Below are 24,419 nucleotides of genomic sequence, written 5' to 3'. Positions count from 1 at the left end.
CAGAATGGGATTAGCCATCAACACGTTTTGTCCTATAACCCTATTAATAGTCCCTTTTTTTAAGGTATATTCAAACAGCAAGAGTTTGCAATAGCTGACTCTTGCTGTTTTACTGTGCAGTGCAATTCTTGCACTTGAACTTATCTTCCGGTCAAGTGTTTTAAATTCCCTGTTTTAAAAAATTCCCGGGTAAATGAAAAACCTACACTTTCGGGTAGTTTACAGGCAGGTTATTCGTAATTATTATAAAAACAGATAAAAAGTGTCGAATCGTGTCGGAGGGGAATGCATGAAAAACCGGGATAATGAATTTTTCAGAGAAGAAGAACTGGATGAACTGGTAGAAAAGAGAGATTATGAAACTCTTCGGGATAAGATGAGCAGGATTTTTGCCTGTCCGTGCTGTCTGAATGGATTTAAGCATGTAGAAAATATCTCGAAGTTTTTTCAAAGTCCCTATTTACATTTGTGTGTCTGATGTATCAACAGTATAATTATACATTTCACGAATTGCGTAAGCAATTAGAAAATCAAGTAGTCCAAATTCCATAAAATGAAATTTTAGGGCAAATTACAGACATTGGCTTGGCTGTAGTATTTTTAAACAACGTGTGTTAGACTACTGTTATACAAATTTGAATTCGTAGGAGGTATCGAAAAATGAATAGGAAAACTTTATTCTGTTTTCTGACAGCTTTGATAATGATTTTTGTTCTTGCCGGCTGTAGTGGAAAGAATAGTGGTGGGAATATTGACAATGTTCAAATTCCTGATTGGAAACCATCGGAAATATATTCAGACAGTGATATTGAGGCGGCTTTCCAAACAGTAAAAGACTATTTCGGCAACGAATTTGACGGCTGCACACTGACAAAACTGTCCTATCCCGGAGATACATACGCCGATGAATTTGATGAATGGGCTGAACAATATGACGCGGATGAAGCAATCGTAATATTATCATCTTTCGATGTAGACTCATCAGGCGGGGATGGTTCGCTTAATCCGGATTCAACATATGATGATTGGAAATGGATTCTAATTAGGAATGACAGTGGGAATTGGGAACATGTTGACCACGGGTATTAAAGCGACAAATTACAGGCTTCTGTTGAGTCTGTAGTCACGTGAAGATTTGAAGTTTATGGAGGAATAAAGATGGATTGTTTAAGATGTAAAGAGGAAATGATTAAAGCAAAATTAAAAGGAGATGCAGTAGGTACGGTTGTTTATTTAACTAATAAGAAAAACGGTATCTTTGAGAATGAAAAGAATAGTACTGTTTCATGTTATGTATGTCCAAAATGTGGATATGTTGAATTGAATGCAGATAATGCGAAAAAATTGATTTGATAATTTCCACTTGAAACTTTCAGTAATACTGAAAAAATTAAAGAAAGTACAAAGCTCGCGAAGCTTTGAATTTTGCGTAGAGGAACAAGGCTGAGGTAAGAGGTAATTTTCTATGAAAGTACATTACAAAGGAGTTTTATGTAATCTCGCCACATATCGTGTTATGGGAGAAGATAAACCTGCATTATATTATATTGATAGTCCAGATCAAGAAACAATGCTTAAAGCAGGATTTGTAGATGTTCAGCCCTGCTTATGGGTCAAAGTATTAACCGATGAGGAATATAATGAAATTACTAATATTTTGTATTAAATAGACAAATTTCAGTTTGTCAATTACAAGTGACATTGAAAGAGTCAGCCCATTCAAGGTGCTGGCTCTTTCAAAAATTCCATTCTAATAAATTGCACGACAACTTAAAGTAAAAATGAATACCCATTAGTAAGAAGTGAATAGAAAAATGAATAAAAGAGTGGTGTTTCGTATAATTATGAGTTAGTATGCATCAGACACACTTTTGTAAAAAGGGAGTTTTCAAAAGAGGAAATCAGGAAAACACCAACACTTGCGGCAGCAGAAGCTGTTATTCAGGCTATTTACGGGAATCTGGAAAAGGCGGAGAAATATGCTTCATATGTAGGGGATGAACGTCTGATGAAGCTGCATCTTGATGTAATTATTCCGGGAACTGACCGGGAGAGGGCAAGAGCTGCATTGCTTAAGCTGGCTGAAATATATAATAATTATGGCATTTTGCCGAATCTTCCTCTGGCAGCAGGCAGAATTACCATGATAAACGGATTCCGGGATATGACCATGTATGGAAATTATGTGCATGACCGGAAGGAACAGCTAAAGGACTGGGTAAAATGCTTCTATGGAGACAGTTCCCTTGGAATTGCAGAAATAACTTATGCAGAAGTATGCTATCAGAGAGATGAATGTTTTGAAGCAATTACTACATTAGTTGGAATTATTCCATTTATAGAAAAAGAAGGCGAAATTGCTGTTCTGTTTATTGCTTTGAGCCTTCAGATGCGGATTATGATAGCAACCGAACAGATAGCGGTGGTATATCCGATCCTGGAAGAGATATATCAGAGACTTCATAAGGAACAGAGCAGATGGCTTTTAGAGAATTTCGGAGCAATGAAAGCCTGGGGACTGTTGTATGATGGTGATGTGGATACAGTAACGGAATGGATGGAAAATGAGGCGCCCAGCGAATTTGGAGAACTGAATATGCTGGATACCTATAAATATATGATAAAGATGCGGGCATATATTCTGGAAGAAAAATACCTGGCAATGCTTTCGCTGGCAGAGTATTTGAGGGAGCCGCTGCGAAAGGGTGACCGTGTCATGGATTTATGTGAAATGAATCTTTTATGTGCAGTCAGCTATTTCTTAAGTGACCGGAAAGAGGATGCATTTCAGCTTATAGATGAGCTGCTTCCGATTGTAAAAGAAAGACGATTTGACCGGCTGATAGCAGATGAGCGTTCTAATCAGGAAATTGCAGATTTCATGGGAATCAGCATCAATACCGTAAAGTTTCACAGAAAAAATATATTTGCGAAGCTCCGGGTCAGGACGAGAAGACAGGCAGTACGGGTAGCAAAAGAGAACCGCCTGGTCTCGTTGAGATAAATAGTCATATTGAGGGAAGTACGCTTAGCGGGCTTCCCGTTTTTATTTTACAGGAAATTGCTTTCCTGTAAAGTAAAAAACGCTCTGCGAGGATGCGCACTGCGGCGTATAAGGTAGATGTCGCAGGCGACCGCCGCAGGCGCGGGAATGTGCCAAGGCACATTTTTTGTTATAACATTCAGTTGAATTTATATAAAAATTGTGATACGTTTACTAAAGAGGTATTAAACAAAGGTAATTATTTACTTTGGGAGCAGAAAGTAAAGTGAGGAAGCGTATGACAGTAAAAGAAATTGCAAAGCTGGCGAATGTATCGCCGGCAACCGTATCCAATGTACTGAATCACCGGAATAATGTTGGGGAAGAGACAAGGCAGCGGATCTTAGAGATTTGCAAGGAAAATGGCTATGATATTAACAAGGGGAAAAATAGGAAGCCGGCAGAAGATACAAACACCATTCTTTTTAATTTCAGTGATTATGAGCGTAACTTTTATCTGAAAATCATTCATGGAATCAGTGACTATGTGTATTCCAGAGGATATGATTTAATGATATGTACCAATAAATCCTGTGAAAAATTTATGGACCCGGCATTGACTTGTGGAACCATTATGCTGGATATGAAATGTAAGAATTCTACTTTAATTCAGAAAGCTAATGAAGGTTATCCCATTGTGGCGCTGGACCGGATTATGGATGTGCCGAATATTAAGAGCGTGGTAGTCAATAATTATGCACCAATGTCAGAACTGGTGCAGGGGCTGGTAGATAAAGGTTATCGCCGCTTTGGATATATTGCAGGAATAGATACACTGGATAACCAGGAGCGTTATCAGGCATTAAAGGATGTGCTGCAGAAAAATGGAATTTCATTCAGCAGGGAAAATTACTTTCTGGGTGATTATTATGAGAAGAGTGGCTATCAGTCAGCCAGACTGATGCTGTTATCGGATAATATTCCGGAAGTGCTGGTCTGTGCCAACGACAATATGGCAATCGGAGCAATGAAGGCACTGCGGCAGGAAGGCCTTAAGATTCCGGATGATATAGCAGTAACCGGATTCGATGGAACCGAGATGTCAGAACTGATGGGACTTACCACTGTAGATATCCCGGATTATGAGAGAGGCTATCTGGCAGCCCAGTTCCTGCTTCAGAACATTGCGGGAAGCTGCAGCTTTGATACCTTTAAGATTGCCGCAAAGGTTCACTGGAGAAAGACCACACGATAGAAAATAAGATAAAAAACAGGACATGGAGGAATCTTCTGGTACAGAGGGTTCTTCTTTTTTCGCGAGTAGCGAGAAATTCGCAAAGCGTGTTTCGTGTAGTTTGTGCGAGTACCGAAAATTTACTATAATAATATTATTTGTTTTACTAAAGAAAAGGTAAATATTTACTAAATTTACTAAATGCAAGTCTAAAAACAGTCGTTTTACACAACAAAGCCATACAAAAACAGTGAAAAAGGTAGAAAAATAACGAAGAGGATTGACGAATTAGTAAAATTTATGTAAAGTATAGTTATCAAAAACAAAGCAATACAAGGAGGGTACAAAATGAAAAAGAGAAAAATCGTATCATTAGTATTGGCAACTGTATTAAGTGCTTCCATGGTATTAGGAGGATGTGGTTCTAACGGAGGATCCGATGCTTCCAATACAGAGGGCGCAAGTGGAAAGAGCAGCGGAAAGATTACAATCTTCCAGCAGAAGACAGAGATTTATGATCAGTTAAAAGAACTGGCAGTTGACTACGAAAAAGAAACCGGTGTTGAAGTTGAAGTATGGCAGATTTCCGGAGATGATTATTACCAGAACTTAAAGACATATATGTCCAGTGAATCCGGTCCTACCGTATTCTCACTTTCATCCAGTACAGAGATTGCTGAGATGTCAGCTTACTTAGAGGACTTAAGTGATTTAAGCTTCTTAGACAAGATTAATGATGACCTCATTGCAAAGAGCGATGATAAGACAGTCGGAGTTCCGATGACAGCAGAAGGCTTCGGACTGGTTTATAACAAAAACTTAATCAGTGAAGACCAGATTAATACAACCGATGCATTGGTTCAGACTATCAAAGATGCAACAGCAGATGGTGAGACAGGACTTGGACTTTCACAGGAAGCTTACTTCTTAATCGGACAGATTTTAAATACTCCATTCGCATTACAGGATGATCCGGCACAGTTCTGCCAGGATGTATACGATGGAAAAGTAAATATCGCTGATGTAGAAGAGTTCCAGGAACTTGGAAAGATTTTTGAAGCAATCAAAGAGAACCAGAAGAATCCGCTGGAAGTATCTTATGATGACAACTGTGGTGACTTCGCAACCGGCAAGACAGAGATGATCCATCAGGGTAACTGGTGCTACTCCTTATTCTCATCCTATGATGTAGATTTTGATATGGGAATTGCTCCATTACCAATTGCAGGCAACAAATCCATCGCAGTCGGTGTTCCTTCTGTATGGTGTGTAAATACAGATGCAAGCGACAGTGACAAACAGCTGGCAAAAGATTTCTTAAACTGGTTATACACAAGTGAAACAGGAGCTGATTACCTTACAAACAAATTCGGATTTATTCCGGTAGTAGATGGTATGGAAGCTGATAACTTAGACCCATTATCACAGGCAGTATCTGATGCAATCGCTGAAGGCAACATCATTCCTTGGACATTCAACGAAGAGTGGCCTGCAGGTATCATTACAACTTACCTGGTACAGAACGCAGAGGAATATTTCTCCTCGGATATGACAACGGATGAATTTTTAAAAGCATTAAATGATTCATTCGTAACAGCAGCAAATGAGTAAACATTAATTGCAGGTGCTGTCTCTGGCAGCACCTGTTCACATTAGAAAAGGAATGAGGGACAAAGATGAAGATAAAAAAAGGCTGGTATGCATTATTTACCGCTCCATTGATGATTATGTTTTGCATTATAGTAATCATTCCGTTTTTTACGGGAATGGGTTATTCCCTTGTATCCTGGGATGGACTGGCAAAAAGTGAAAAGGTGTTTGTAGGATTATCAAACTATGCAAAGATTTTTTCGGATAAACAATTTCTGACATCATTAGTAAGAACAACAGCATTTACATTAATTACCGTAGTAATTGTCAATGTACTGGCACTGGCATTTGCAGTACTGGTAACAACCAAACTGAAGGTGCGTAATGTGGCAAGAACCATGTTATTCTTACCATACCTGATTGGTGGATTGATTTTAGGTTATATCTGGCAGTACGTTCTTGGAGACGCCATGAGTACGATCGGAAATATGACCGGATTAACAAACATATTTTTTAACTGGCTTGTAAATAAGAAAATGGCTTTCTGTGCCATGATTGTAGTATCTACATGGCAGATGGCAGGATATATGATGATTGTATATATCGCAGGATTAGAAGCAATTTCCGATGATGTAATCGAAGCTGCAGAGGTTGACGGGGCAGGCTTCTGGAGAACTTTAATCAACATTAAGCTTCCGCTGATTATGTCATCCATTACAATATGTCTGTTCTTAACATTATCCAACTGTTTCAAGATTTATGATGTAAACGTTTCCCTGACAGGCGGTGGACCAAACAACTCAACAGAAATGGTATCCATGAATATTTTTAATGAAATCTTTACCAAGAGCCATTTCGGATATGGGCAGGCAAAAGCAATCGTATTCTTTGTCATCATTGCATTGATTACATTAATTCAGGTTAAGATTACCGGAGATAAGGAGGTGTCAGCATAATGAAGAAAAGACCAGTTGGAAAAGTAATCGTAAATGTTCTGGTAATATTGTTGTGCTGCGTATGGCTGGTTCCGGTATATATGGTAATCGTAAATGCCTTCAAGAGCCGTGCAGAATTATATGAAAATATCTTTGCATTTCCAAAGCATTTTACACTGGAATATTTTCAGGGCGCTTTAAAGAAAATGGATTTTTTAATGGCATTTAAAAATTCCATTATTGTAACTGTAATTGCAGTAGGAATTATCGTATTACTGAGTGCCATGACAGCATGGATGTTTGTCCGCTCTAATAATAAATTGAGCAAATTCTTATATGGCGTACTGATTCTTACCATGCTGATTCCTTTCCAGACCATCATGATGCCATTGATGCAGGAAATGAACCAGTTCGGCAAATTCTTCGGAATTCCGTTTAAAGATTCCTTAGGTGGATTAATCTTTATGTATGTAGGCTTTGGTGCCGGCATGGGTGTGTTCTTATTTCATGGATTTATCAAATCCTCCGTTCCGGTATCCTTAGAAGAAGCCGCAATTATTGATGGATGTAATACCTGGCAGCTATTCTGGAGAATTGTATTCCCGATTTTAAAATCCATTACCGTAACCGTAATTATTCTGGATGTTATCTGGATCTGGAACGACTACTTATTACCATCACTGACACTGACCAGTATCAAAAATAAGACCATTCCGCTGGCAATGTCACTGTTCTTCGGACAGTATACCATCGAGTGGAATATGGCAATGGCGGCACTGACATTTACCATTATTCCGGTTATCATTTTCTATCTGCTTTGCCAAAAGCATATTATCAAAGGTGTAGCAGCCGGTGCAGTAAAGGGTTAAGGAAAGGGAGCACTTATGAATAAAGTTTATCAGGTAACAGGAATTGGATTAAATGAGAAGAACCTGCAGCTGCAGGAAACCATTTTTCATAATGCCAATGGCTATATCGGAGTACGCGGCACTCTGGAAGAAGGCGTTCCGGCAGATTTCGACACCATGCGGGGCATATATATTAATGGCTTTTATGATATTGCACCTATGAAGCAGGCGGAAAAACTGTGCAATCTCGTGGAAGATAAAGAGAGCATGCTGAATGTGGCAGATACCCAGACCATAGAGGTGTCCTTTGACGGGCAGAAATTTTCCATGGCGGATGACGCAGACTGCCGTTATGTAAGAACACTGGATATGGAAAAAGGAATTACCAGACGTGAAGTAGACTGGAGCAACAAGGAAGGAAAGCAGCTTCATTTTAATATTACAAGAATGGCTTCCTTTGAAGAACGTTCCCTTTTTACCATTGATTACTGCTTCCAGTCCATTGATTTTTCCGGAACGGTAGAAATACATTCCAGACATTTCGGACTGGTCAGAAATTATTTTAATCCAAAGGACCCAAGACTGGCAGGGGAAAGCCACAATCATTTGAAAAAAGAAGATGTTCACATATGTGAATCCGGTGCATGTCTCGTAAGTTCTACCGTAGAGAGCCATCTTAAGGTGGCAAGTGCAGTGGCAAATATAGTCACTGTTAACCAGAAGCGCCAGCCATCAGAAGTAGTAACCTATGATGAGACCGCACATGCAATGGACGTAAGCTACCGCTTTGATATACGGCCGGGAGATGAAGTAAGAATCATAAAATACAGTATTTTTACAGATTCTATCCGGGAAGAGGATTGCAGAAAAGCCGCAGACGAGAAGCTTTCCAAAGTAGTGGAGCAGGGAATTGCTTCTTATTATAAAAAACAGCAGGAATATTTAAAAGAGTTCTGGAACAACTCTTCCATGGAAATCGTGGGAGACAGAGACTTAAATGAATCCCTCTGCTTTAATATGTATCAGCTTCTGCAGTCAGCCGGTTACGACGGATATTCCAGCATTGCGGCGAAAGGCTTAAGTGGTGAAGGCTACGAAGGACATTATTTCTGGGATACGGAAATGTTTATGGTACCGTATTTTGCCATGACCAATCCGGCAATCGCTAGAAAGCTTTTGGAATACCGCTATAAGACATTGGGAAAAGCCAAAGAAAATGCGGCTTTATTAGGACATAAAAAAGGTGCACTCTATCCATGGCGTACCATTACCGGCAAAGAATGTTCCGGTTATTTCCCATCCGGAACAGCCCAGTATCATATTGATGGAGATATTGCATACGCAGTTATTTTATATTATAAGACCAGCGGTGACTGGGAATTCATCAAGGAAATGGGTTTAAAGATTCTCTTAGAGACCAACCGGCTGTGGCTTGATGTAGGAAACTACTATAAAGACCGCTTTGTAATCAATGATGTAACCGGACCGGATGAATATACCTGTATTGTAAACAACAATTATTATACCAATGCCAGCGCAAAATACAGCATGCAGTGGTTTTTGAAATTTGCAAAACGGCTGGCAGAAGAAAAAGAAGCTTATCAGGAATTTTGTAAAGAAAATGACCTGACAGAGCAGGAAATCGAGGCAATGGAAGAAGCGCAGGAGAAAATGTATCTTCCATATGATGAAACCCTTGGCATCAATCCGCAGGATGACTCCTTCTTGCAGAAACCAATCTGGGATTTAGAGCACACACCACAGGAAGAATTCCCTCTGTTACTGCATTATCATCCGTTACATTTATACCGTTATCAGGTATGTAAACAGGCAGATACAGTGTTAGCACATTATCTTTTTCCGGATTATCAGGACAAAGAAACAGAAGAGAACTCTTTCCGCTATTATGAGAAAATTACAACCCATGATTCATCCCTTTCCACCTGTGTATTCAGTATCATGGCATCCCGACTGGGCTTAAAGGATAAGGCATACTATTACTTTGGCGACTCTGCCAAGATGGACCTTTTGAATACCCACAAGAACAGCAAGGATGGAATACATGCAGCAAATATGGGTGGAAGCTATATGGCAATTGTCAATGGATTTGCCGGATTACGGGCAGAAGAAGAGACACTTTTCTTAGCACCATCTATACCGGAAAAGTGGCAGGGATATCATTTCCGTGTCCGTTATCATGGAAGCCTGTTAGAGATATGCGTAAATAAAGAAACCTGCAGTGTAGAACTGTTAGAAGGCGAAGCGGTTTCACTTTGCATCTATGGACAGGAGTATACGATGGATGCAGGCAGCCGGAAGGCAGAATTATCTTATCAGGAGAATTAGTAAAGAATAGAAAAAAGAAGGTGAAGTTATGAAATATAACGTAATACCGGTTCAGACGCCAAAGGCGACCGATGCAAAATTGTATACTTATATTTTAGATAATTTTGAAGAGATTGACAGCAATCGTACCCGCCCGCTGGTACTTATCTGCCCGGGCGGCGGCTATGAATTTACTTCTGACCGTGAAGCCGAGGCAGTTGCGGTGCAGTATATTGCCAGAGGATTTCATGCCTGTGTCCTGCGTTACAGCGTGGCACCGGCAGAATTTCCACAGTCCTTATGCGAACTGGCATGGAGCGTTGCATATTTAAGAGAACATGCCGGGGAATATGGCATCAAAGAAGATAAGATTATCGTAGCCGGTTTCTCAGCAGGCGGTCATCTGGCAGCAAGCCTTGGTGTGTTCTGGGACAAAGACTGGCTTGCAAAAGAAACAGGACTTACCGCAGAGCAGATGCGACCAAATGGATTACTGCTTTCTTATCCGGTAATTACATCTGGAACATATGCACATCACGGCAGCATTGAAAACCTGATGGGAACGAAAAAGAGCAAAGAATTAGAAGAGCTTTTAAGTCTGGAGCATCAGGTAGGAAAGCAGGTGCCGCCGGTGTTTATCTGGCATACCTTAACGGACCAGTCGGTGCCAATCCAGAATACACTGATGTTTACGGAAGCACTGGTAAAGAATCAGGTTTCCGTGGAAGCTCACATTTTCCCGGAAGGACTGCATGGACTTTCGCTTGCCAATGAAGAAACGCAGATTACGGAGACAGGATTCGGTATTCAGAAACGTTGTCAGGACTGGATAAAATTAGCTGGAAAATGGGTGGCAGATTTGGAGGGATAAGATGAAATTTAAAGGAATTTTATTTGACCTGGATGGAGTACTGGTTCATACCGATAAGCTCCATTATCGTGCATGGAAGAAAATAGCTGATGAATGCGGCATTCTCTTTAATGAAGAGATTAACAATCTGCTGCGGGGTGTAAGCAGAATGGAAAGCCTTGAAATTATTTTAAGAAACTACCATGGACCGGCACTTTCCCAGAAAGAAAAGGAAGCACTGGCAGAAGAAAAAAATAATTACTATAAAGAAGAATTAAAGAGCATGACACCGGATGATGTAACAGGTGAAGTCCGGGAGACCTTAGCTGCATTAAAGGCAGCAGGCATAAAAGTTGCGATTGGTTCTTCCAGCAAGAATACCAAATTTATTTTAAAACAGGTAGGACTGGATGATGTATTTGATGCAGTTTCTGACGGCACCAATATTACAAAATCCAAACCTGACCCGGAAGTATTCTTAAAAGCGGCAGAGTATATCGGACTTCCACCAGAAGAGTGTCTGGTAGTTGAGGATGCAGTTGCCGGAATTGAAGCAGCAAAATGCGGTGGAATGAAGGCTGCCGGAATCGGAGATGCCGCTTTCTATGAGAAAACGGATTATCCGATGACAACATTTGCTGATCTTAAGGAAATTGCATTGTGATTTATTATACATATCCGGGTTTCCGGAATAAAGCACTGACCATAAGCTATGATGATGGCTTATGGTCAGATGTGCATTTACTGGAAATATGCAACCGTTATGGAATCCGGGGAACCTTCAACCTGAATTCCGGCTGTATGCAGGAAGAGAGAAGAATTGGAAAAGACAGGATAGCAGAGCTTTATAAGGGACATGAAGTTGCAACCCATGGCGTGGAACATCTGACCATAGCCCGCTGTCCTATGACAGATGTAGTAAAAGAAATATTAAACGACCGCGAGGCATTGGAAGAACTGACCGGAAAAATCGTCTGCGGTCATGCTTATCCGAATGGTTCCTACAGCCATGAAATAAAAACACTTCTTCCCTCCCTTGGCATCCATTATGCCAGAACAGCAACGGACAGCGGAAAATACACGCATCCGCAGGATTTCTATGAATGGAATCCTACCTGTCACCATAACAACAGACTGCTCGAACATGCGAAAGAATTTCTTGCCTTTGATCTGCCACAGTTCCAGTATCTTTTCTATGTCTGGGGACACAGCTATGAATTTGACCGGGATAAGAACTGGGATGTGATAGAAGAATTCTGCAAAATGACAGGCGGCAGGGAAGATATCTGGTATGCTACCAATGCAGAGGTCTGCCATTATCTTATGGCAGTAAAAAGCGTATATACCAGCGTGGATGAAAAAATATTATTTAACGGAAGCGGACAGGATATTTATCTTCTCCGCAACGGAGAGAAAATCTGCATTCACCCGGGCTTATATTCTGTTTAAAGTCATGGTAAATTGAGAAAAATTATGCTATAATTCATGCGTTACACTGACTTTACAGGTGGGATGAAGGGTGGAAAGGAGACATCCGAAAACCTGATTTTCATAATCTTCTCTCCGGATATGTTTTTCCCCCTCCATCCCACCGGAAAATAAGATAAAAGGGGAACACATAATGTTAGCAATGATTGAATCCATCAACAGTGCAGTGAATAATTTCATCTGGGGCGTTCCAGCCATGATCTGCATTATCGGGGTCGGACTTTATTTGAGTATCCGGACCAACTTTCTACAGATTCGTAAATTCCCATATGCGATGAAAATTACATTAGGGCGGATGCTCAAGAAAAGAGAAGCCTCTGACGGAGCACTGACTCCATTCCAGGCAGTCTGTACGGCACTGGCGGCAACAGTAGGAACCGGAAATGTAGCCGGCGTGGCAGGTGCGATAGCCATTGGTGGACCGGGAGCTGTATTCTGGATGTGGATATCCGCATTGCTGGGAATGTGTACCAAATTCTCGGAAGTAACCCTTGCGGTGCATTTCCGGGAAAGAAATAAAGAGGGCGATTACGTTGGCGGACCAATGTATTACATCAAAAATGGATTAAAGAAACACTGGCACTGGCTGGCATATCTGTTTTCTGCATTTGGTGTGCTGACGGTATTCGGAACCGGTAATGCCACACAGGTCAATACCATTACAACAGCAATTGATTCTGCATTATATAATTATAATCTACTCTCAGAAGATGGAGCAGCAACCTTAAATCTTGTTATCGGAATCGTACTGGCGGTTCTGATTGCACTGATTCTCCTGGGCGGAATCAAGAGAATCGGACAGGTGACAGAGAAACTGGTGCCATTTATGGCAATTATGTATATTCTGCTGGCAGTAGGTGTCGTAGTAGTACATATAGGAAGCATTCCGACCGTATTTTCTTCTATTATACGGGGCGCATTTGACCCGGCAGCCGTAACAGGCGGTGCAGTGGGAAGTTTCTTTATGAGTATGAAAAAAGGAGTATCCCGTGGAATCTTTTCCAATGAAGCAGGACTTGGTACCGGCTCTATTGCACATGCCTGTGCAGACACCAGAAAACCGGTAAAACAGGGCTTCTTTGGAATTTTTGAAGTATTTGTAGATACCATTGTAATCTGTACTTTAACTGCACTTGTCATTCTTTGCAGTGGAGTTCCGGTTGGATATGGTGCGGCAGCAGGCGCAGAACTTACCATCAGTGGATTTACTTCTGTATATGGCGGCTGGGTGTCTATTTTTACTGCAGTTGCCATGTGCTGTTTTGCATTTTCAACGATTATCGGCTGGGGACTTTACGGAACCCGCTGTATAGAATTCCTGTTTGGAAGCAGAGCCAATAAGCCATTTATGCTCCTTTATTCACTGGTTGCCATCGTGGGTGCAACTATGAATCTGGGACTGATGTGGAGTATAGCAGAGACCTTTAACGGACTTATGGTAATCCCGAACCTGATTGCCGTATTCTTATTGTCCGGTGTCGTAGTGAAGATGGTAAAAGATTATTTTGATGGCAAAGAAGAAGTAAGCCAATAAGAAATAAAGAAGCAGTCCAGCGAGGCAGCCGGTTATCTTTCATTAAAAGATGACCGGCTTTATTATATTCTGGTGCCGCTGCTGGAGCAGAAACGGGCGCAGGTGAAAATCCGGGTGGCAGCAAAACAGGACAGGGCGAATACCAGAGGACAGAAACGTTATCAGAATCTTGATTTCTGGATAAAAATACCACTGAAGTATGCCGGAACTTTCCCGGAAAGCGTTGCATTACAGATAGAAAACCTGCTTTTATCTTACGAAAAGAAGATTCATGCCGGAAGCGAATTGTAAAACAGATAAAACAATGCTATAATACACTCTGTATATGTATGTGGTCGTAACAATTGTGTAAAAATATCCGCATTTATATAGGAGAAATTTATGAAGAAAAAAATCAAGCTGAAGGGTCATCTGAAAAATTATATGTACTGGCCGCTGATGCTTACTATTTTACTGGCATGCATGAACGTGCCGATGTATTTTGTAAATGAAGGGGCAGCGTTACTGGTATCCATTTTCCTTGGGATTTATCTCATTGTTGTGGTGATATCTTATAATGTTAATAAACCGGTGCTGGTGAATGAGCTGATTAATTTTGCCACTCAGTACGGAACGGTGCAGAAGAAGCTGCTCAATGAATTCGAAATACCGTATGCACTTTTGGACTATAACGGAAAGGTTCTCTGGGTCAATGAGAAATTTACGGAGATTACCGGAAAGACCAAGAATTTCCATAAATCCATCACCAGCATTTTCCCGGGCATTACCAGAGAGCTGATTCAGCAGGAGCAGTTCGTGGAAGATGTAAATATGGTCTGGCAGGAGCATAATTTCCGTATTGAAATGAGCAAGATTTATTTTGAGGAAATGGCGGAAAACAGCAGCATTGTATCTATTGAAGAGGATGAACAGTATCTGACAGCGCTGTACCTTTTTGATGAGACAGAGCTTTATAATTACATCCGTGAAAATGAAGAACAGAAGCTGGTGGCAGGTCTTGTATACATAGACAACTATGACGAGGCGTTAGACAGTATTGAAGACGTAAAACGTTCACTTTTAGTGGCATTGATTGACCGGAAGGTAAACCAGTATTTTACGAAAATGGATGCACTGGTGCGTAAGATTGAGAAGGATAAATACTTTGTGGTATTCCAGCATAAATATCTTGCGGAGCTGCAGAGCGACCGGTTCAGTCTGATTGAAGATGTTAAGACTGTCAAAGTCGGAAATGAAATGGCGGTGACTTTAAGTATCGGAATCGGTGTCGGCGGTGATACTTATAATCAGAATTATGAATATTCTCGTATGGCAATCGACCTGGCACTGGGCCGGGGCGGCGACCAGGTGGTAGTCAAAGAGGGTGAAAACGTTGTCTACTATGGCGGTAACAGCAAGCAGGTAGAGAAGAACACCCGTGTAAAAGCAAGAGTCAAAGCCCATGCACTGAGGGAGATTATCGAGAGCCGTGAGCATGTTATGATTATGGGACATTCCATTTCCGATACAGATGCTTTTGGTGCGGCAATCGGAATCTACTGCGCCGCAAGAGTATTAGGAAAGAAAGCGCAGATTGTTTTAGACCAGGTAACTTCATCCCTTCGTCCATTGAAGGAAGGTTTTACCACAGAGAAGGGTTATCCGCCGGATATGTTTGTTTCCAGTGAACGTGCGCTGGAGCTGACGGATTATAATACACTGGTTATGGTGGTGGATGTAAACCGTCCGAGCCATACGGAGTGTCCGGGCCTTTTGAAGCGGACCGACAGTATCGTAGTATTTGACCATCACCGCCAGAGCAGTGAGGTCATTTCCAATCCGGTACTTTCCTATATTGAGCCGTATGCATCTTCTACCTGTGAAATGGTAGCAGAGGTGCTGCAGTATTTTACAGAAAATATCAAGCTGGCACCCCACGAAGCAGACTGTATTTATGCGGGAATCTTAATCGATACCAGCAACTTTATGACCAAGACCGGTGTCCGTACCTTTGAAGCAGCCGCTTATCTGAAACGTTGCGGAGCGGAAGTAACCCGTGTAAGAAAAATGCTTCGAAATGATATGGATGCCTACAAAGCCAGAGCAGAAGTGGTCCGCCATGCGGAAGTATACCGCGGTGCATTTGCCATTTCCATCTGTCCGGCAGATAAGATTGAAAGCCCTACCATCGTAGGAGCCCAGGCGGCAGATGAGCTGTTAAATATTGTCGGAATCAAAGCGTCCTTTGTATTAACCGAATATCAGGGCAAAATATATGTAAGTTCCCGTTCCATTGATGAAATCAATGTGCAGAAAATCATGGAACGTCTTGGGGGCGGCGGACATCTGAATATGGCAGGCTGCCAGCTTCGTGACTGTACCGTGTCCCAGGCACAACGCATCATAGAAGACACCATCGACGAAATGCTTGAGGAAGGAGATATAGAAGAATGAAAGTAATTTTATTAGCAGATGTAAAATCCCTTGGAAAAAAAGGTGAGGTAGTGAATGTAAGCGATGCATACGCAAGAAATCAGTTAATTCCGAAGAAATTGGGAGTTGAAGCAAACAGCAAGACCTTAAATGACTTAAAGCTGCAGAACAAACATGCAGATAAGGTTGCAGAAGAGAATTATCAGGCAGCATTAAAGCTGGCAGATGAGATAAAGGATAAGACCGTAGAAGTGAAAATGAAAGCCGGAGAAGGCGGAAGAACCTTTGGTTCTGTGTCCACCAAAGAGATTTCCCAGGCAACGCATGATCAGCTGGGTCTTGAGTTAGACAAGAAGAAAATGCAGTTAAAAGAAGCCATCAAATCATTTGGTGTATATGAAGTGCCGGTTAAGGTTCATCCAAAGGTAACTGCAACATTACGTGTAAAAGTAACGGAAGAGTAGATTAGGAGGAACCTCCATGGAAGAGGCACTGGTAAAGCGGATTATGCCAAACAGTCTGGAAGCCGAGCAGTCAGTTATCGGTTCCATGATTATGGATAAAGAAGCAATTATGACAGCCGGAGAGATTCTCATCGAAGAGGATTTCTATCACAAGCAGTATGGAATTTTGTTTGAATCCATGCTGGATTTGTTTAATGCAGGAGAACCGGTTGACCTGATTACATTGCAGAATAAGTTAAAAGAAAAGGATGTGCCGGCGGAAATCAGCAGCCTGGAATTTGTAAGGGACTTGGTAACATCGGTACCGACATCCGCCAATGTAAAATATTATGCCAATATCGTCAAAGAGAAGGCAGTTCTGCGTAAGCTCATTAAGACCACCCAGTCCATTGAAGATGAATGTTATCTTGGAAAAGAAAGTGTCGAAGACATTCTGGCAGATACCGAGAAGAGCATTTTTAATCTGGTGCAGAATCGTGGCGGCGGAGATTATGTCCCAATCAAGCAGGTCGTAATCAATGCGCTGGATAAGATTGAAAAAGCATCCAAGCAAAAAGGCTCCGTAACCGGAATTGCTACCGGCTTCGTGGATCTGGATTATCAGATGGCAGGTCTGCAGCCTTCCGATTTGATTCTGATTGCAGCCCGTCCTTCCATGGGTAAAACGGCGTTTGTATTAAATATCGCACAGTATGTAGCCATTCATTCCCAGCAGACAACAGCAATATTCTCTCTGGAAATGAGTAAGGAACAGTTGGTAAACCGTATGTTTTCTCTGGAATCAAGAGTAGATGCCCAGAAGCTGCGTTCCGGTAATTTGACAGATGCAGACTGGGAAATGCTGATTGAAGGAGCAGGCAACGTAGGCCGTTCCAAATTAATCATTGATGATACGCCGGGTATTTCCATATCCGAGCTTAGAAGTAAATGCCGTAAATATAAATTAGAGCACGATTTGAAATTAATCATCATCGACTACTTACAGTTGATGTCCGGCTCCGGCAGACATTCCGAATCCCGTCAGCAGGAAATCTCAGATATTTCCCGTTCCTTAAAAGCGCTGGCCCGTGAGCTGAATGTGCCGGTAGTGGCACTGTCCCAGTTGAGCCGAGCCGTAGAACAGCGTCCTGACCATCGACCAATGTTATCCGACCTTCGAGAGTCCGGAGCTATCGAGCAGGATGCCGACGTTGTAATGTTCATCTATCGTGATGATTATTACAACAAAGACAGCGAAATGAAAGGAATCTCCGAAATCATCGTAGCCAAGCAAAGAAACGGTCCTATCGGAACTGTCAACCTGGTATGGCTGCCTCAGTACACGAGATTCGCCAATATGGAGAAATAAACATCCCCGGGTGTTGCCTGAAAAAGCAGCATCCGGGGTTTTTATACGAGTAGCGGGAAACACACAAGGCATGTTTCTCGTAGTTTTTTGTTTTCATCGGCAAAAAACAAGTACATATAGAAATTAATTTACAGCTTTTCCCCACAGAATGGACAGAAATCATCCGGCGTAATACCCGTTAAATGTAACTGCCGATGGCAGATGGGACAGCGGATGCTAAGAATACCAAAAATAAGAGATACAAAAGAAATAAGAATACCGATAATAAAAAGGGGATGCAGGGTCTCTATTCCGAATATCAGTCCGGAAATTCCTGAAAGTATTAAACCCAGCATAATAAAAATGAGCATGATATATCTGCAAAGATTCGGATTTCTCATAAAAACACTTCTTTGAATAATGAATTGATGCAATTACAATATTAAAGTTAAGAAAAATCTAGCATCAGGGTAGCGTAAAAAGAAGGTAAAATAATAGTTATCCCTTTCTATTTCTAGTCGTTTTTCATCATACTCCATTGTAAAATCGTATCCTCTGCCACATCCACCGTCAGTGTGCGTCCGATAATTTCTTCCATCCGTTCCGGTGAAATTCCAGTTCCCGGTCTCTTGAAGGTCAGCATTTCTCTTGTGATCACAGTTCCTTTTGCGATATCACAGGTCGTTACCAGAGAACGTCTTGCATTCTTTCTGGCAATCTGTTCTGTCTCTAAGCAGCATAAATCACCTTTACCACGGATGGTATCAATAAATTCAAGTCCAGCAAGAATCTTTCTTGCATCATCCGGGTCCATGGCATGATAATGGTCATTTCCTTTTAAAGTCTTGTCCAGCGTAAAATGCTTCTCTATCACTACTGCCCCCAGATTATATGCTGTCTTAATCACATCTGCACAAACATCCGGCTTCGTATGGTCTGAATATCCGATCATCAAATCCTGATACTTCTCTTTCAGACTTGCTATCTTATTCAGATTGGCATGCTCATATGGTGTTGGATATTCCAGTACACAATGCAGAATACAGAGTGGCTGGTTATTTACCTTACGGATTGTTGCTATCATACGGTCAATCTCATCTTCATTGGCTGCACCTACCGAAATAAGCATTGGCTTATTCTTTTTTGCCTGATATTCCACAAACGGAAGGTTGTTCATATCGGATGAAGATACTTTATAAACATCCATCATCTTATCAAGATAATCTGCGGATTCGATATCGAATGCTGTGGATAAGAATTCAATTCCAATCTCATCGCTATAATCTTTCAGTTCCTGATATTCTTCTTCACCAAACTGGTCAAATTTCTGAAAAAGTTCATGCTGTGATGTTGTAGGTTCCTCTGTTGTATCCCAGTAGGATGGTGAATCTTTCGCTGCTAATGTATCAGCCTTATATGTCTGAAATTTCACTGCATGAATTCCGGCATCTTTTGCTTCCTTCATCATTAACTTTGCAGCTTCCATATTGGAAATGTTCATTTTCTTTGCAATGTCATAATAATTTACACCAATCTCTGCAATCAGTACTGCTTTATGTGTCAGAGCACGTTCGATAATTTTGCTCATAAATTTATCTCCTCATCTTCTAAAATCAATCCGATTACCCGCTTAACGCCGGATTTCAAGTCATGCTGCATCATCAGACTTCGCATTTCATTCCGAATCTGCGGTGTCTCAACCAGCCAGCGGAAGGTGGTCTCTATAGTTTCATCCGCTACATTTTTTCCCAACCCCAGATTTAAGAATCCATTGTTCATCTGTGCAAAGGTATGCTTCATCTCACGCTCATTCTGAGCCATTACTACTGCAGGTACGCCCATGGTGGCAAGTTCATAAACAGTTCTGCCCTGAGAAGTAAATGCCAGATCGGCTTTGCCAAACAAGTCGCTGATATGTTTTAAATTCTGCTCTACATAGATGCCTGCTGTCTCATCTGTCTTAATCTGATTTGCTTTCTGGTCATACCCTACGCCCAGTGCAAAATGGAATTTAATCTCCGGATAATCCTTATGAATCCGCTTTGCCATCTCATAGATTCTCTTCGTAAAGTTCGCTGGGTCTGTTCCTCCGAAAATAACCACTATATTCTGCACCTGCTCGCGAAATACGGATGGTGTGGCACAGAAAAATTCATCCCGAAGACATACATAATTGGCCCCCCAGTAATAATTATCACCTCTGGTATGGTCTTCATACAGCGCATTAATCACTGCATCTGCATAATCAGCTCCATCGCCGAGATCTTCTATGGTTACGACACGTTTCACATATTTTTTTAATTCTCTGATATAATTCGCTTTGGTATTCAGGCAGTCATTGACTACGACATCCGGCTTCCATTCCTGCACAAATTCCATGAATTCTTCATCACTTGTAATCGTATGTACCGGCATATTTGCTTCCTGCAGTTTTTTCAGTCCCGGTTCATACTGCTCTTTTGTCACAAAGAGAATCTCCTGTCCGGTCAGATTATATGCCAATGTCAGACAGTGATAAATATGTCCCATTCCAAGCTCTTTGTATCCGTCTGCCCGGAGAATAATCCGTTTCTTCTTCAGTTCATGTTCACATAATACCCAGTCGGAAGCAGCATCAATATCCACCGCTTCACGTTCCGGCATCTCATAGACAGATACTTTCTTACCAATCCGGCTGTTTTCCTTCATACAGCCTCTTCTTGTAATCAGAAATGCACCTGTCTCAAGATAGTTCGGCGGCAGCTGCTGACGGTTCAGACGTTTCTCATAATTTGGTACATAGCAGCCATCCTTCTTCGTCCAGGATAAATGCGGCTTATTTACCACACTGATATAAGTGTCATCGGAAGAAGCTAAAAAGCTTTCCAAAGCCTTGTCCAAGGTATCAGAAGAAAGTAACGGTGATGTTACCTGTAAGGTAATTACCACATCATAATGTATGCCCTTCTTCTGTTCCATGGTGCATACTGCATCATAGATAACCGGATCTAATGTCACTGCATCTTTTGCCAGCTCACTGTCTCTGGTCATGGTCTCAACGCCATAAGAAGAAGCTATTTTCAAAATCTCTTCATCATCCGATGAAACTACAACATCATCAATGCTCGGACAATTTTTTGCATTGTGAATTGCATAATAAATAAGTGGTTTTCCGTTCATCAAACGGACATTTTTCCGTGGTATTCCTTTTGAGCCGCCACGAGCCGGTATTACTGCTAAGATCATTATCCTTCCTCTCTTTCCAATCCAATATTTTGATATATTACCCCATCAGTTCCTTCTTCAGATTACTCAATGCATTAAACTTTCATATCATCTCCGTTGGGAATTTTTGTTCTTTCTTGTTCATGATTTCATTTAGAACAGAATTTCCATCATCAGCAAGTTTGGCATAACCAGCTTCAATAATGTCTTTCATTGTTTCGTACCGATAAGCCTTATAGATAATTGTTTTTACACCAAATGCATTCCTTCATAAATAGCTGTGCTAAAGACCCCTATTTGATGCGTGGATATAGAGAAATAGTAATACAGATCTTTTTCATTATTATCAATGACTTCTATTTCTGAATTAACTAACTCTGGATATATTTTTTCCAACGTATATATTCATTTGGATGTAGTTTATAAATAATTCTTGTAGGAATTCCTTTTTTTCTAACTAAATTTTTTAATTCTATTGCCAATTTAAGCAATGCTTCTCCTACTGGGACTTGAGAAAGAATTAAAATAGTTGGAAAATCCTCTATTGCTTTCATTGTAGTAACAAATTCTTCAAGATGTGGATTTCCTATCGCCACCATTTTCCCCGGATAACAAGTTGTCTGGTTCCCATATTCTTCAAATGTAAGCACTTCATCAGGAATAAAATTATCTTTTTGGGGAATATTATACTGTATATTCATTATAATATGTAAAATAGCCCGTTAGACTTCTATTAATACAATCTATAACCTCTGCGTCAGTTAAATCTGTACCCAACTTCTTATTTAGAATAGCCACCTGCCTTTTTACTATGTTTTTTCTTCTTCATAAAAAAATGTCTTTTTTTCAAATTTATCAAACGCTTAATTTCCATATAATCAGAATAGGCAAGACATCTTCTCCCTATATCTTTTCTAAATCTTACTAGAGGGTGCCTAAACAAAGAATTCACTAAAACGTAAAGCCCACTCTTGCTTTTCTTTAAATGACATTTCCAAATTATGATCCGGATGTGCTTGTCCTATATGTTCTCCCCTTTTTATTTTTAATGTCCAAAACTCCTTTCTGCATCCGCAAACATCTCTATTATATTCATTTTCATTCTGCTTTAAAACTTCTTGTAACACATCTCATACTTTTTAAAAGCCTCTAATTTAATTAATAATATTGCTGTTTGAATAGTATCTAATCTTGAATTTACACCAATTCTTATATTATCATATTTCCTTTTCAATGTACACTTAATGAACGTAATCCTTGTGCGCCATCTTCTAATATCTTCATTCCATATGGATTAGCTATATTTCTTAATTCTATATGATCAGCTGGTTGACCAAACAAATCCATTGCTACAATCACTTTTTCAACAGTTTTAATCGTATTATATCACATAAAATACTGCGAAAACTGAAAATACAATGATTAATGTATTGGAAAACCTTCCGATTTTGCAATGAGTTTTTCATTTAAGGAATTTAAAAAATCTGCCATCAGTGTAGCGTAAAAAGAAGATAAAATATGAAAGAAGAGGCAATCGAGCTTAATCATTTAGCAGAATGCCGGTGAAGAGATAAAAGAATGATATAAACTTGTAACTGCAGATAATGACCATAACGGCGTAGGAGAAGCCATTCAATACGCACAATATGTCGGAATAATACGATGGAAAATAATTGCACTGACAAAAGCCGCAGCGTTATAATTTTAAAGAAGAAGCAGTGGCAAAGGAGGAGCAATTATGGACAAGCAACGGTATATGATTTCAGATGCTGCAGCACTTGTAAATGTAGAATCCCATGTACTTAGATACTGGGAAGAAGAGTTAGAACTTACGGTACCCCGCAACGAAATGGGACACCGTTATTATACAAAAGAAAACATTGAACAATTCATGAAGATAAAAGAATGGAAAGAGCAGGGTTATCAGTTAAAGGCAATCAAGCTTTTAATACATAATGGCGGCAGGGAAGATGCACCGGAGCTATTAGCGGCAACAGCAGCATCGGATCCGGCAAAGCAGACTCTTTCCACGGAGGTAGAGGACAACACAAGGCGGATGGAGCAGTTCCAGCATATGATGGCACAGATTGTAAAAGGCGCGATTGCCGAAAATAATCATGCATTGGGAAAAGAAGTCAGCGAACTGGTGCGGGATTATGTATTAAAAGAAATGAATTATCTGATGAGGGAACAGGATGAAGCGGAGGAAGAACGCTATAAGAAACTGGACGAGCTGATTCGTCAGAGCCTGAAGGCAAAGGGAAAGAAAGAGAAGAAGCTGTTTCATAAGAAACAGGAATGGAAACCGAATGAAGCATAGCCTCACAAATGAGGGCATAACTACGAGAAACACGCTTTGCGAGTTTCTCGCATAAAAAAAGAAGCTGTGTGGCGAAACCAACAGCTTCTTTTGAATTAAGTACGAAAATTATTCCTGGCTGATAGCTCCTGTAGGGCAAGCACCTGCACAAGTTCCACACTCGATGCAAGTATCAGCAGCGATTTCGTATTTTCCATCTCCTGCAGAGATAGCTCCAACTGGGCATTCACCTTCGCAAGTACCGCAGCTTACACATGAATCAGAAATTACATATGCCATTTTATCGTCCTCCTTTAAAAATAATAAACAATGTATAGGCTAGAATTCTAGCTTGCAATTATTTTAATACAAAAAATTATGATTTACAATACCTCTTCCGCATGTACTAAAGAAAAAGCAATCGTGTATATAATTACGGACAAAAGGGAAAACTAATTGCATATTTTATCGGGAGGGATTATAATAACACCATTGACAACAAGAAGGAGGAAAAGAATATGGCACAGGTTAATAAGGATACCATGATTGGTGAATTACTTCAGATCGATGAGAATATTGCACCGATTCTTTTAAACATAGGAATGCATTGTTTAGGATGCCCATCTTCACAGATGGAGACAATTGAACAGGCAGCAATGGTTCATGGAATCGAGCCACAGTCTTTAGTTGATGAAATCAATGATTTCCTTGCAAAAGACGGCAAGTAAGAAATAGAGACAAATAAAAGACCAGAACAGTCCGATAATCGAATGCCGTAAGGCTTGAAGATATCGTGCGTTCTGGTCTTTTTTTTGTAGTCGTGCATCCGTAAGAAGCTGTCAGTGACAGGTTCTGCAGATTATAATGATACAGAAATAGTGTGATAGAAAAAGTGAGTTTTATTATAAAATATACAGGTAAGATTG

27 protein-coding genes are annotated in these 24,419 nt (G+C 40.6%); 21 read left to right on the top strand and 6 right to left on the bottom strand.

Annotation, left to right across the window (positions count from 1 at the left end; all coding sequences use genetic code 11):
* Positions 1–289 precede the first annotated feature (289 nt).
* The 19 genes from DWX65_RS13460 (at position 290) to DWX65_RS15220 (ending at position 18,407) form a co-directional block, all read left to right on the top strand.
* Entirely contained in the window at positions 290–478 is a 189-nt protein-coding gene (locus DWX65_RS13460) for a hypothetical protein (protein WP_117699007.1), read from the top strand.
* A gap of 182 nt (positions 479–660) precedes the next feature.
* A complete protein-coding gene (locus tag DWX65_RS13455; RefSeq protein WP_055291182.1) occupies positions 661–1,089 on the top strand; it encodes a hypothetical protein in 429 nt (142 codons plus the stop codon).
* Positions 1,090–1,158: 69 nt separating this feature from the next.
* Positions 1,159–1,353, top strand: a complete 195-nt coding sequence (locus tag DWX65_RS13450) for a hypothetical protein (RefSeq protein ID WP_117691176.1) — start codon at positions 1,159–1,161, stop codon at positions 1,351–1,353.
* Positions 1,354–1,465: 112 nt separating this feature from the next.
* Positions 1,466–1,666 (top strand): hypothetical protein, encoded by a 201-nt coding sequence (locus DWX65_RS13445; RefSeq protein WP_055237874.1) that lies wholly within the window; start codon positions 1,466–1,468, stop codon positions 1,664–1,666.
* A gap of 342 nt (positions 1,667–2,008) precedes the next feature.
* Positions 2,009–3,004 (top strand): LuxR C-terminal-related transcriptional regulator, encoded by a 996-nt coding sequence (locus DWX65_RS13440; RefSeq protein ID WP_117947267.1) that lies wholly within the window; start codon positions 2,009–2,011, stop codon positions 3,002–3,004.
* Positions 3,005–3,281: 277 nt separating this feature from the next.
* On the top strand, positions 3,282–4,238 hold the full coding sequence (locus DWX65_RS13435) for a LacI family DNA-binding transcriptional regulator (RefSeq protein WP_117947268.1): 957 nt from the start codon (positions 3,282–3,284) through the stop codon (positions 4,236–4,238).
* Positions 4,239–4,565: 327 nt separating this feature from the next.
* Complete coding sequence (locus DWX65_RS13430) at positions 4,566–5,828, top strand: ABC transporter substrate-binding protein (RefSeq protein WP_117842209.1); 1,263 nt, start codon at positions 4,566–4,568, stop codon at positions 5,826–5,828.
* A 65-nt stretch (positions 5,829–5,893) separates the two neighbouring features.
* Entirely contained in the window at positions 5,894–6,763 is an 870-nt protein-coding gene (locus tag DWX65_RS13425) for a carbohydrate ABC transporter permease (RefSeq protein ID WP_117947269.1), read from the top strand.
* The gene (locus DWX65_RS13420) at positions 6,763–7,611 is read left to right on the top strand and encodes a carbohydrate ABC transporter permease (protein WP_117842211.1); all 849 of its coding nucleotides are present in this window, start codon (positions 6,763–6,765) and stop codon (positions 7,609–7,611) included. The genes DWX65_RS13425 and DWX65_RS13420 overlap by 1 nt, the downstream gene beginning before the upstream one ends.
* Before the next feature lie 15 nt (positions 7,612–7,626).
* Complete coding sequence (locus DWX65_RS13415; protein WP_118173607.1) at positions 7,627–9,936, top strand: glycoside hydrolase family 65 protein; 2,310 nt, start codon at positions 7,627–7,629, stop codon at positions 9,934–9,936.
* A gap of 28 nt (positions 9,937–9,964) precedes the next feature.
* On the top strand, positions 9,965–10,786 hold the full coding sequence (locus tag DWX65_RS13410; RefSeq protein ID WP_117947271.1) for an alpha/beta hydrolase: 822 nt from the start codon (positions 9,965–9,967) through the stop codon (positions 10,784–10,786).
* 1 nt (position 10,787) lies between these two features.
* Positions 10,788–11,429, top strand: a complete 642-nt coding sequence (pgmB, locus tag DWX65_RS13405) for a beta-phosphoglucomutase (RefSeq protein ID WP_117947272.1) — start codon at positions 10,788–10,790, stop codon at positions 11,427–11,429.
* Positions 11,426–12,214 carry a polysaccharide deacetylase family protein gene (locus DWX65_RS13400; protein ID WP_242997877.1) on the top strand — a complete coding sequence of 263 codons (789 nt, stop codon included), beginning with the start codon at positions 11,426–11,428 and terminating at the stop codon, positions 12,212–12,214. Before pgmB ends, DWX65_RS13400 begins: the two co-directional genes overlap by 4 nt.
* A 172-nt stretch (positions 12,215–12,386) precedes the next feature.
* A complete protein-coding gene (locus DWX65_RS13395; RefSeq protein WP_117842215.1) occupies positions 12,387–13,787 on the top strand; it encodes an alanine/glycine:cation symporter family protein in 1,401 nt (466 codons plus the stop codon).
* 114 nt (positions 13,788–13,901) lie between these two features.
* Entirely contained in the window at positions 13,902–14,078 is a 177-nt protein-coding gene (locus DWX65_RS15040; RefSeq protein WP_158564748.1) for a hypothetical protein, read from the top strand.
* A 90-nt stretch (positions 14,079–14,168) separates the two neighbouring features.
* Positions 14,169–16,220 carry a DHH family phosphoesterase gene (locus tag DWX65_RS13385; RefSeq protein WP_022242557.1) on the top strand — a complete coding sequence of 684 codons (2,052 nt, stop codon included), beginning with the start codon at positions 14,169–14,171 and terminating at the stop codon, positions 16,218–16,220.
* The gene (rplI, locus tag DWX65_RS13380) at positions 16,217–16,663 is read left to right on the top strand and encodes a 50S ribosomal protein L9 (protein ID WP_117699175.1); all 447 of its coding nucleotides are present in this window, start codon (positions 16,217–16,219) and stop codon (positions 16,661–16,663) included. Before DWX65_RS13385 ends, rplI begins: the two co-directional genes overlap by 4 nt.
* A 16-nt stretch (positions 16,664–16,679) precedes the next feature.
* Positions 16,680–18,011: a replicative DNA helicase gene (dnaB, locus tag DWX65_RS13375; protein WP_117699176.1), complete on the top strand. Its 1,332-nt coding sequence runs from the start codon at positions 16,680–16,682 to the stop codon at positions 18,009–18,011.
* Between the two features lie 201 nt (positions 18,012–18,212).
* A complete protein-coding gene (locus DWX65_RS15220; RefSeq protein ID WP_147339170.1) occupies positions 18,213–18,407 on the top strand; it encodes a hypothetical protein in 195 nt (64 codons plus the stop codon).
* 97 nt (positions 18,408–18,504) lie between these two features.
* Here DWX65_RS15220 and DWX65_RS13365 read toward each other — a convergent pair whose 3' ends face one another.
* The 5 genes from DWX65_RS13365 to DWX65_RS15710 all read right to left on the bottom strand — a co-directional run bounded on the left by DWX65_RS13365 (position 18,505) and on the right by DWX65_RS15710 (position 22,541).
* Complete coding sequence (locus DWX65_RS13365) at positions 18,505–19,578, bottom strand: N-acetylneuraminate synthase family protein (protein WP_118173606.1); 1,074 nt, start codon at positions 19,576–19,578, stop codon at positions 18,505–18,507.
* The gene (locus tag DWX65_RS13360) at positions 19,575–21,215 is read right to left on the bottom strand and encodes a cytidylyltransferase domain-containing protein (protein ID WP_118173605.1); all 1,641 of its coding nucleotides are present in this window, start codon (positions 21,213–21,215) and stop codon (positions 19,575–19,577) included. The genes DWX65_RS13365 and DWX65_RS13360 overlap by 4 nt, the downstream gene beginning before the upstream one ends.
* A 350-nt stretch (positions 21,216–21,565) precedes the next feature.
* Positions 21,566–21,895, bottom strand: a complete 330-nt coding sequence (locus DWX65_RS13355; protein WP_118173604.1) for a hypothetical protein — start codon at positions 21,893–21,895, stop codon at positions 21,566–21,568.
* Positions 21,896–22,129: 234 nt separating this feature from the next.
* Entirely contained in the window at positions 22,130–22,321 is a 192-nt protein-coding gene (locus tag DWX65_RS13350) for a hypothetical protein (protein WP_117842360.1), read from the bottom strand.
* Positions 22,322–22,424: 103 nt separating this feature from the next.
* The gene (locus DWX65_RS15710) at positions 22,425–22,541 is read right to left on the bottom strand and encodes a hypothetical protein (protein ID WP_334294170.1); all 117 of its coding nucleotides are present in this window, start codon (positions 22,539–22,541) and stop codon (positions 22,425–22,427) included.
* Positions 22,542–22,932: 391 nt separating this feature from the next.
* On the opposite strand from DWX65_RS15710, the gene DWX65_RS13340 reads away from it, so the two are divergent.
* Positions 22,933–23,514: a MerR family transcriptional regulator gene (locus DWX65_RS13340; RefSeq protein ID WP_118173603.1), complete on the top strand. Its 582-nt coding sequence runs from the start codon at positions 22,933–22,935 to the stop codon at positions 23,512–23,514.
* Between the two features lie 108 nt (positions 23,515–23,622).
* Here DWX65_RS13340 and DWX65_RS13335 read toward each other — a convergent pair whose 3' ends face one another.
* Positions 23,623–23,793, bottom strand: coding sequence for a DUF362 domain-containing protein (locus DWX65_RS13335; RefSeq protein WP_022242564.1), 171 nt, complete (start codon positions 23,791–23,793; stop codon positions 23,623–23,625).
* 218 nt (positions 23,794–24,011) lie between these two features.
* On the opposite strand from DWX65_RS13335, the gene DWX65_RS13330 reads away from it, so the two are divergent.
* Positions 24,012–24,221 carry a DUF1858 domain-containing protein gene (locus DWX65_RS13330; RefSeq protein WP_118173602.1) on the top strand — a complete coding sequence of 70 codons (210 nt, stop codon included), beginning with the start codon at positions 24,012–24,014 and terminating at the stop codon, positions 24,219–24,221.
* Positions 24,222–24,419 lie beyond the last annotated feature (198 nt).

The organism is Roseburia sp. AF20-18LB (genome assembly GCF_003461185.1).
GTDB classification, from domain to species: domain Bacteria; phylum Bacillota; class Clostridia; order Lachnospirales; family Lachnospiraceae; genus Roseburia_C; species Roseburia_C amylophila.
This window is presented reverse-complemented; position numbering and strand designations above follow the sequence as displayed.

What these genes read in the sequence shown, in the direction of transcription:
- DWX65_RS13460 (WP_117699007.1), top strand. Translation starts at nt 290, where the DNA reads ATGAAAAACCGGGATAATGAATTTTTCAGAGAAGAAGAACTGGATGAA.
- DWX65_RS13455 (WP_055291182.1), top strand. Translation starts at nt 661, where the DNA reads ATGAATAGGAAAACTTTATTCTGTTTTCTGACAGCTTTGATAATGATT.
- DWX65_RS13450 (WP_117691176.1), top strand. Translation starts at nt 1,159, where the DNA reads ATGGATTGTTTAAGATGTAAAGAGGAAATGATTAAAGCAAAATTAAAA.
- DWX65_RS13445 (WP_055237874.1), top strand. Translation starts at nt 1,466, where the DNA reads ATGAAAGTACATTACAAAGGAGTTTTATGTAATCTCGCCACATATCGT.
- DWX65_RS13440 (WP_117947267.1), top strand. Translation starts at nt 2,009, where the DNA reads ATGAAGCTGCATCTTGATGTAATTATTCCGGGAACTGACCGGGAGAGG.
- DWX65_RS13435 (WP_117947268.1), top strand. Translation starts at nt 3,282, where the DNA reads ATGACAGTAAAAGAAATTGCAAAGCTGGCGAATGTATCGCCGGCAACC.
- DWX65_RS13430 (WP_117842209.1), top strand. Translation starts at nt 4,566, where the DNA reads ATGAAAAAGAGAAAAATCGTATCATTAGTATTGGCAACTGTATTAAGT.
- DWX65_RS13425 (WP_117947269.1), top strand. Translation starts at nt 5,894, where the DNA reads ATGAAGATAAAAAAAGGCTGGTATGCATTATTTACCGCTCCATTGATG.
- DWX65_RS13420 (WP_117842211.1), top strand. Translation starts at nt 6,763, where the DNA reads ATGAAGAAAAGACCAGTTGGAAAAGTAATCGTAAATGTTCTGGTAATA.
- DWX65_RS13415 (WP_118173607.1), top strand. Translation starts at nt 7,627, where the DNA reads ATGAATAAAGTTTATCAGGTAACAGGAATTGGATTAAATGAGAAGAAC.
- DWX65_RS13410 (WP_117947271.1), top strand. Translation starts at nt 9,965, where the DNA reads ATGAAATATAACGTAATACCGGTTCAGACGCCAAAGGCGACCGATGCA.
- pgmB (WP_117947272.1), top strand. Translation starts at nt 10,788, where the DNA reads ATGAAATTTAAAGGAATTTTATTTGACCTGGATGGAGTACTGGTTCAT.
- DWX65_RS13395 (WP_117842215.1), top strand. Translation starts at nt 12,387, where the DNA reads ATGTTAGCAATGATTGAATCCATCAACAGTGCAGTGAATAATTTCATC.
- DWX65_RS13385 (WP_022242557.1), top strand. Translation starts at nt 14,169, where the DNA reads ATGAAGAAAAAAATCAAGCTGAAGGGTCATCTGAAAAATTATATGTAC.
- rplI (WP_117699175.1), top strand. Translation starts at nt 16,217, where the DNA reads ATGAAAGTAATTTTATTAGCAGATGTAAAATCCCTTGGAAAAAAAGGT.
- dnaB (WP_117699176.1), top strand. Translation starts at nt 16,680, where the DNA reads ATGGAAGAGGCACTGGTAAAGCGGATTATGCCAAACAGTCTGGAAGCC.
- DWX65_RS15220 (WP_147339170.1), top strand. Translation starts at nt 18,213, where the DNA reads ATGGGACAGCGGATGCTAAGAATACCAAAAATAAGAGATACAAAAGAA.
- DWX65_RS13365 (WP_118173606.1), bottom strand. Translation starts at nt 19,578, where the DNA reads ATGAGCAAAATTATCGAACGTGCTCTGACACATAAAGCAGTACTGATT.
- DWX65_RS13360 (WP_118173605.1), bottom strand. Translation starts at nt 21,215, where the DNA reads ATGATCTTAGCAGTAATACCGGCTCGTGGCGGCTCAAAAGGAATACCA.
- DWX65_RS13355 (WP_118173604.1), bottom strand. Translation starts at nt 21,895, where the DNA reads ATGAATATACAGTATAATATTCCCCAAAAAGATAATTTTATTCCTGAT.
- DWX65_RS15710 (WP_334294170.1), bottom strand. Translation starts at nt 22,541, where the DNA reads ATGGATTTGTTTGGTCAACCAGCTGATCATATAGAATTAAGAAATATA.
- DWX65_RS13340 (WP_118173603.1), top strand. Translation starts at nt 22,933, where the DNA reads ATGGACAAGCAACGGTATATGATTTCAGATGCTGCAGCACTTGTAAAT.
- DWX65_RS13335 (WP_022242564.1), bottom strand. Translation starts at nt 23,793, where the DNA reads ATGGCATATGTAATTTCTGATTCATGTGTAAGCTGCGGTACTTGCGAA.
- DWX65_RS13330 (WP_118173602.1), top strand. Translation starts at nt 24,012, where the DNA reads ATGGCACAGGTTAATAAGGATACCATGATTGGTGAATTACTTCAGATC.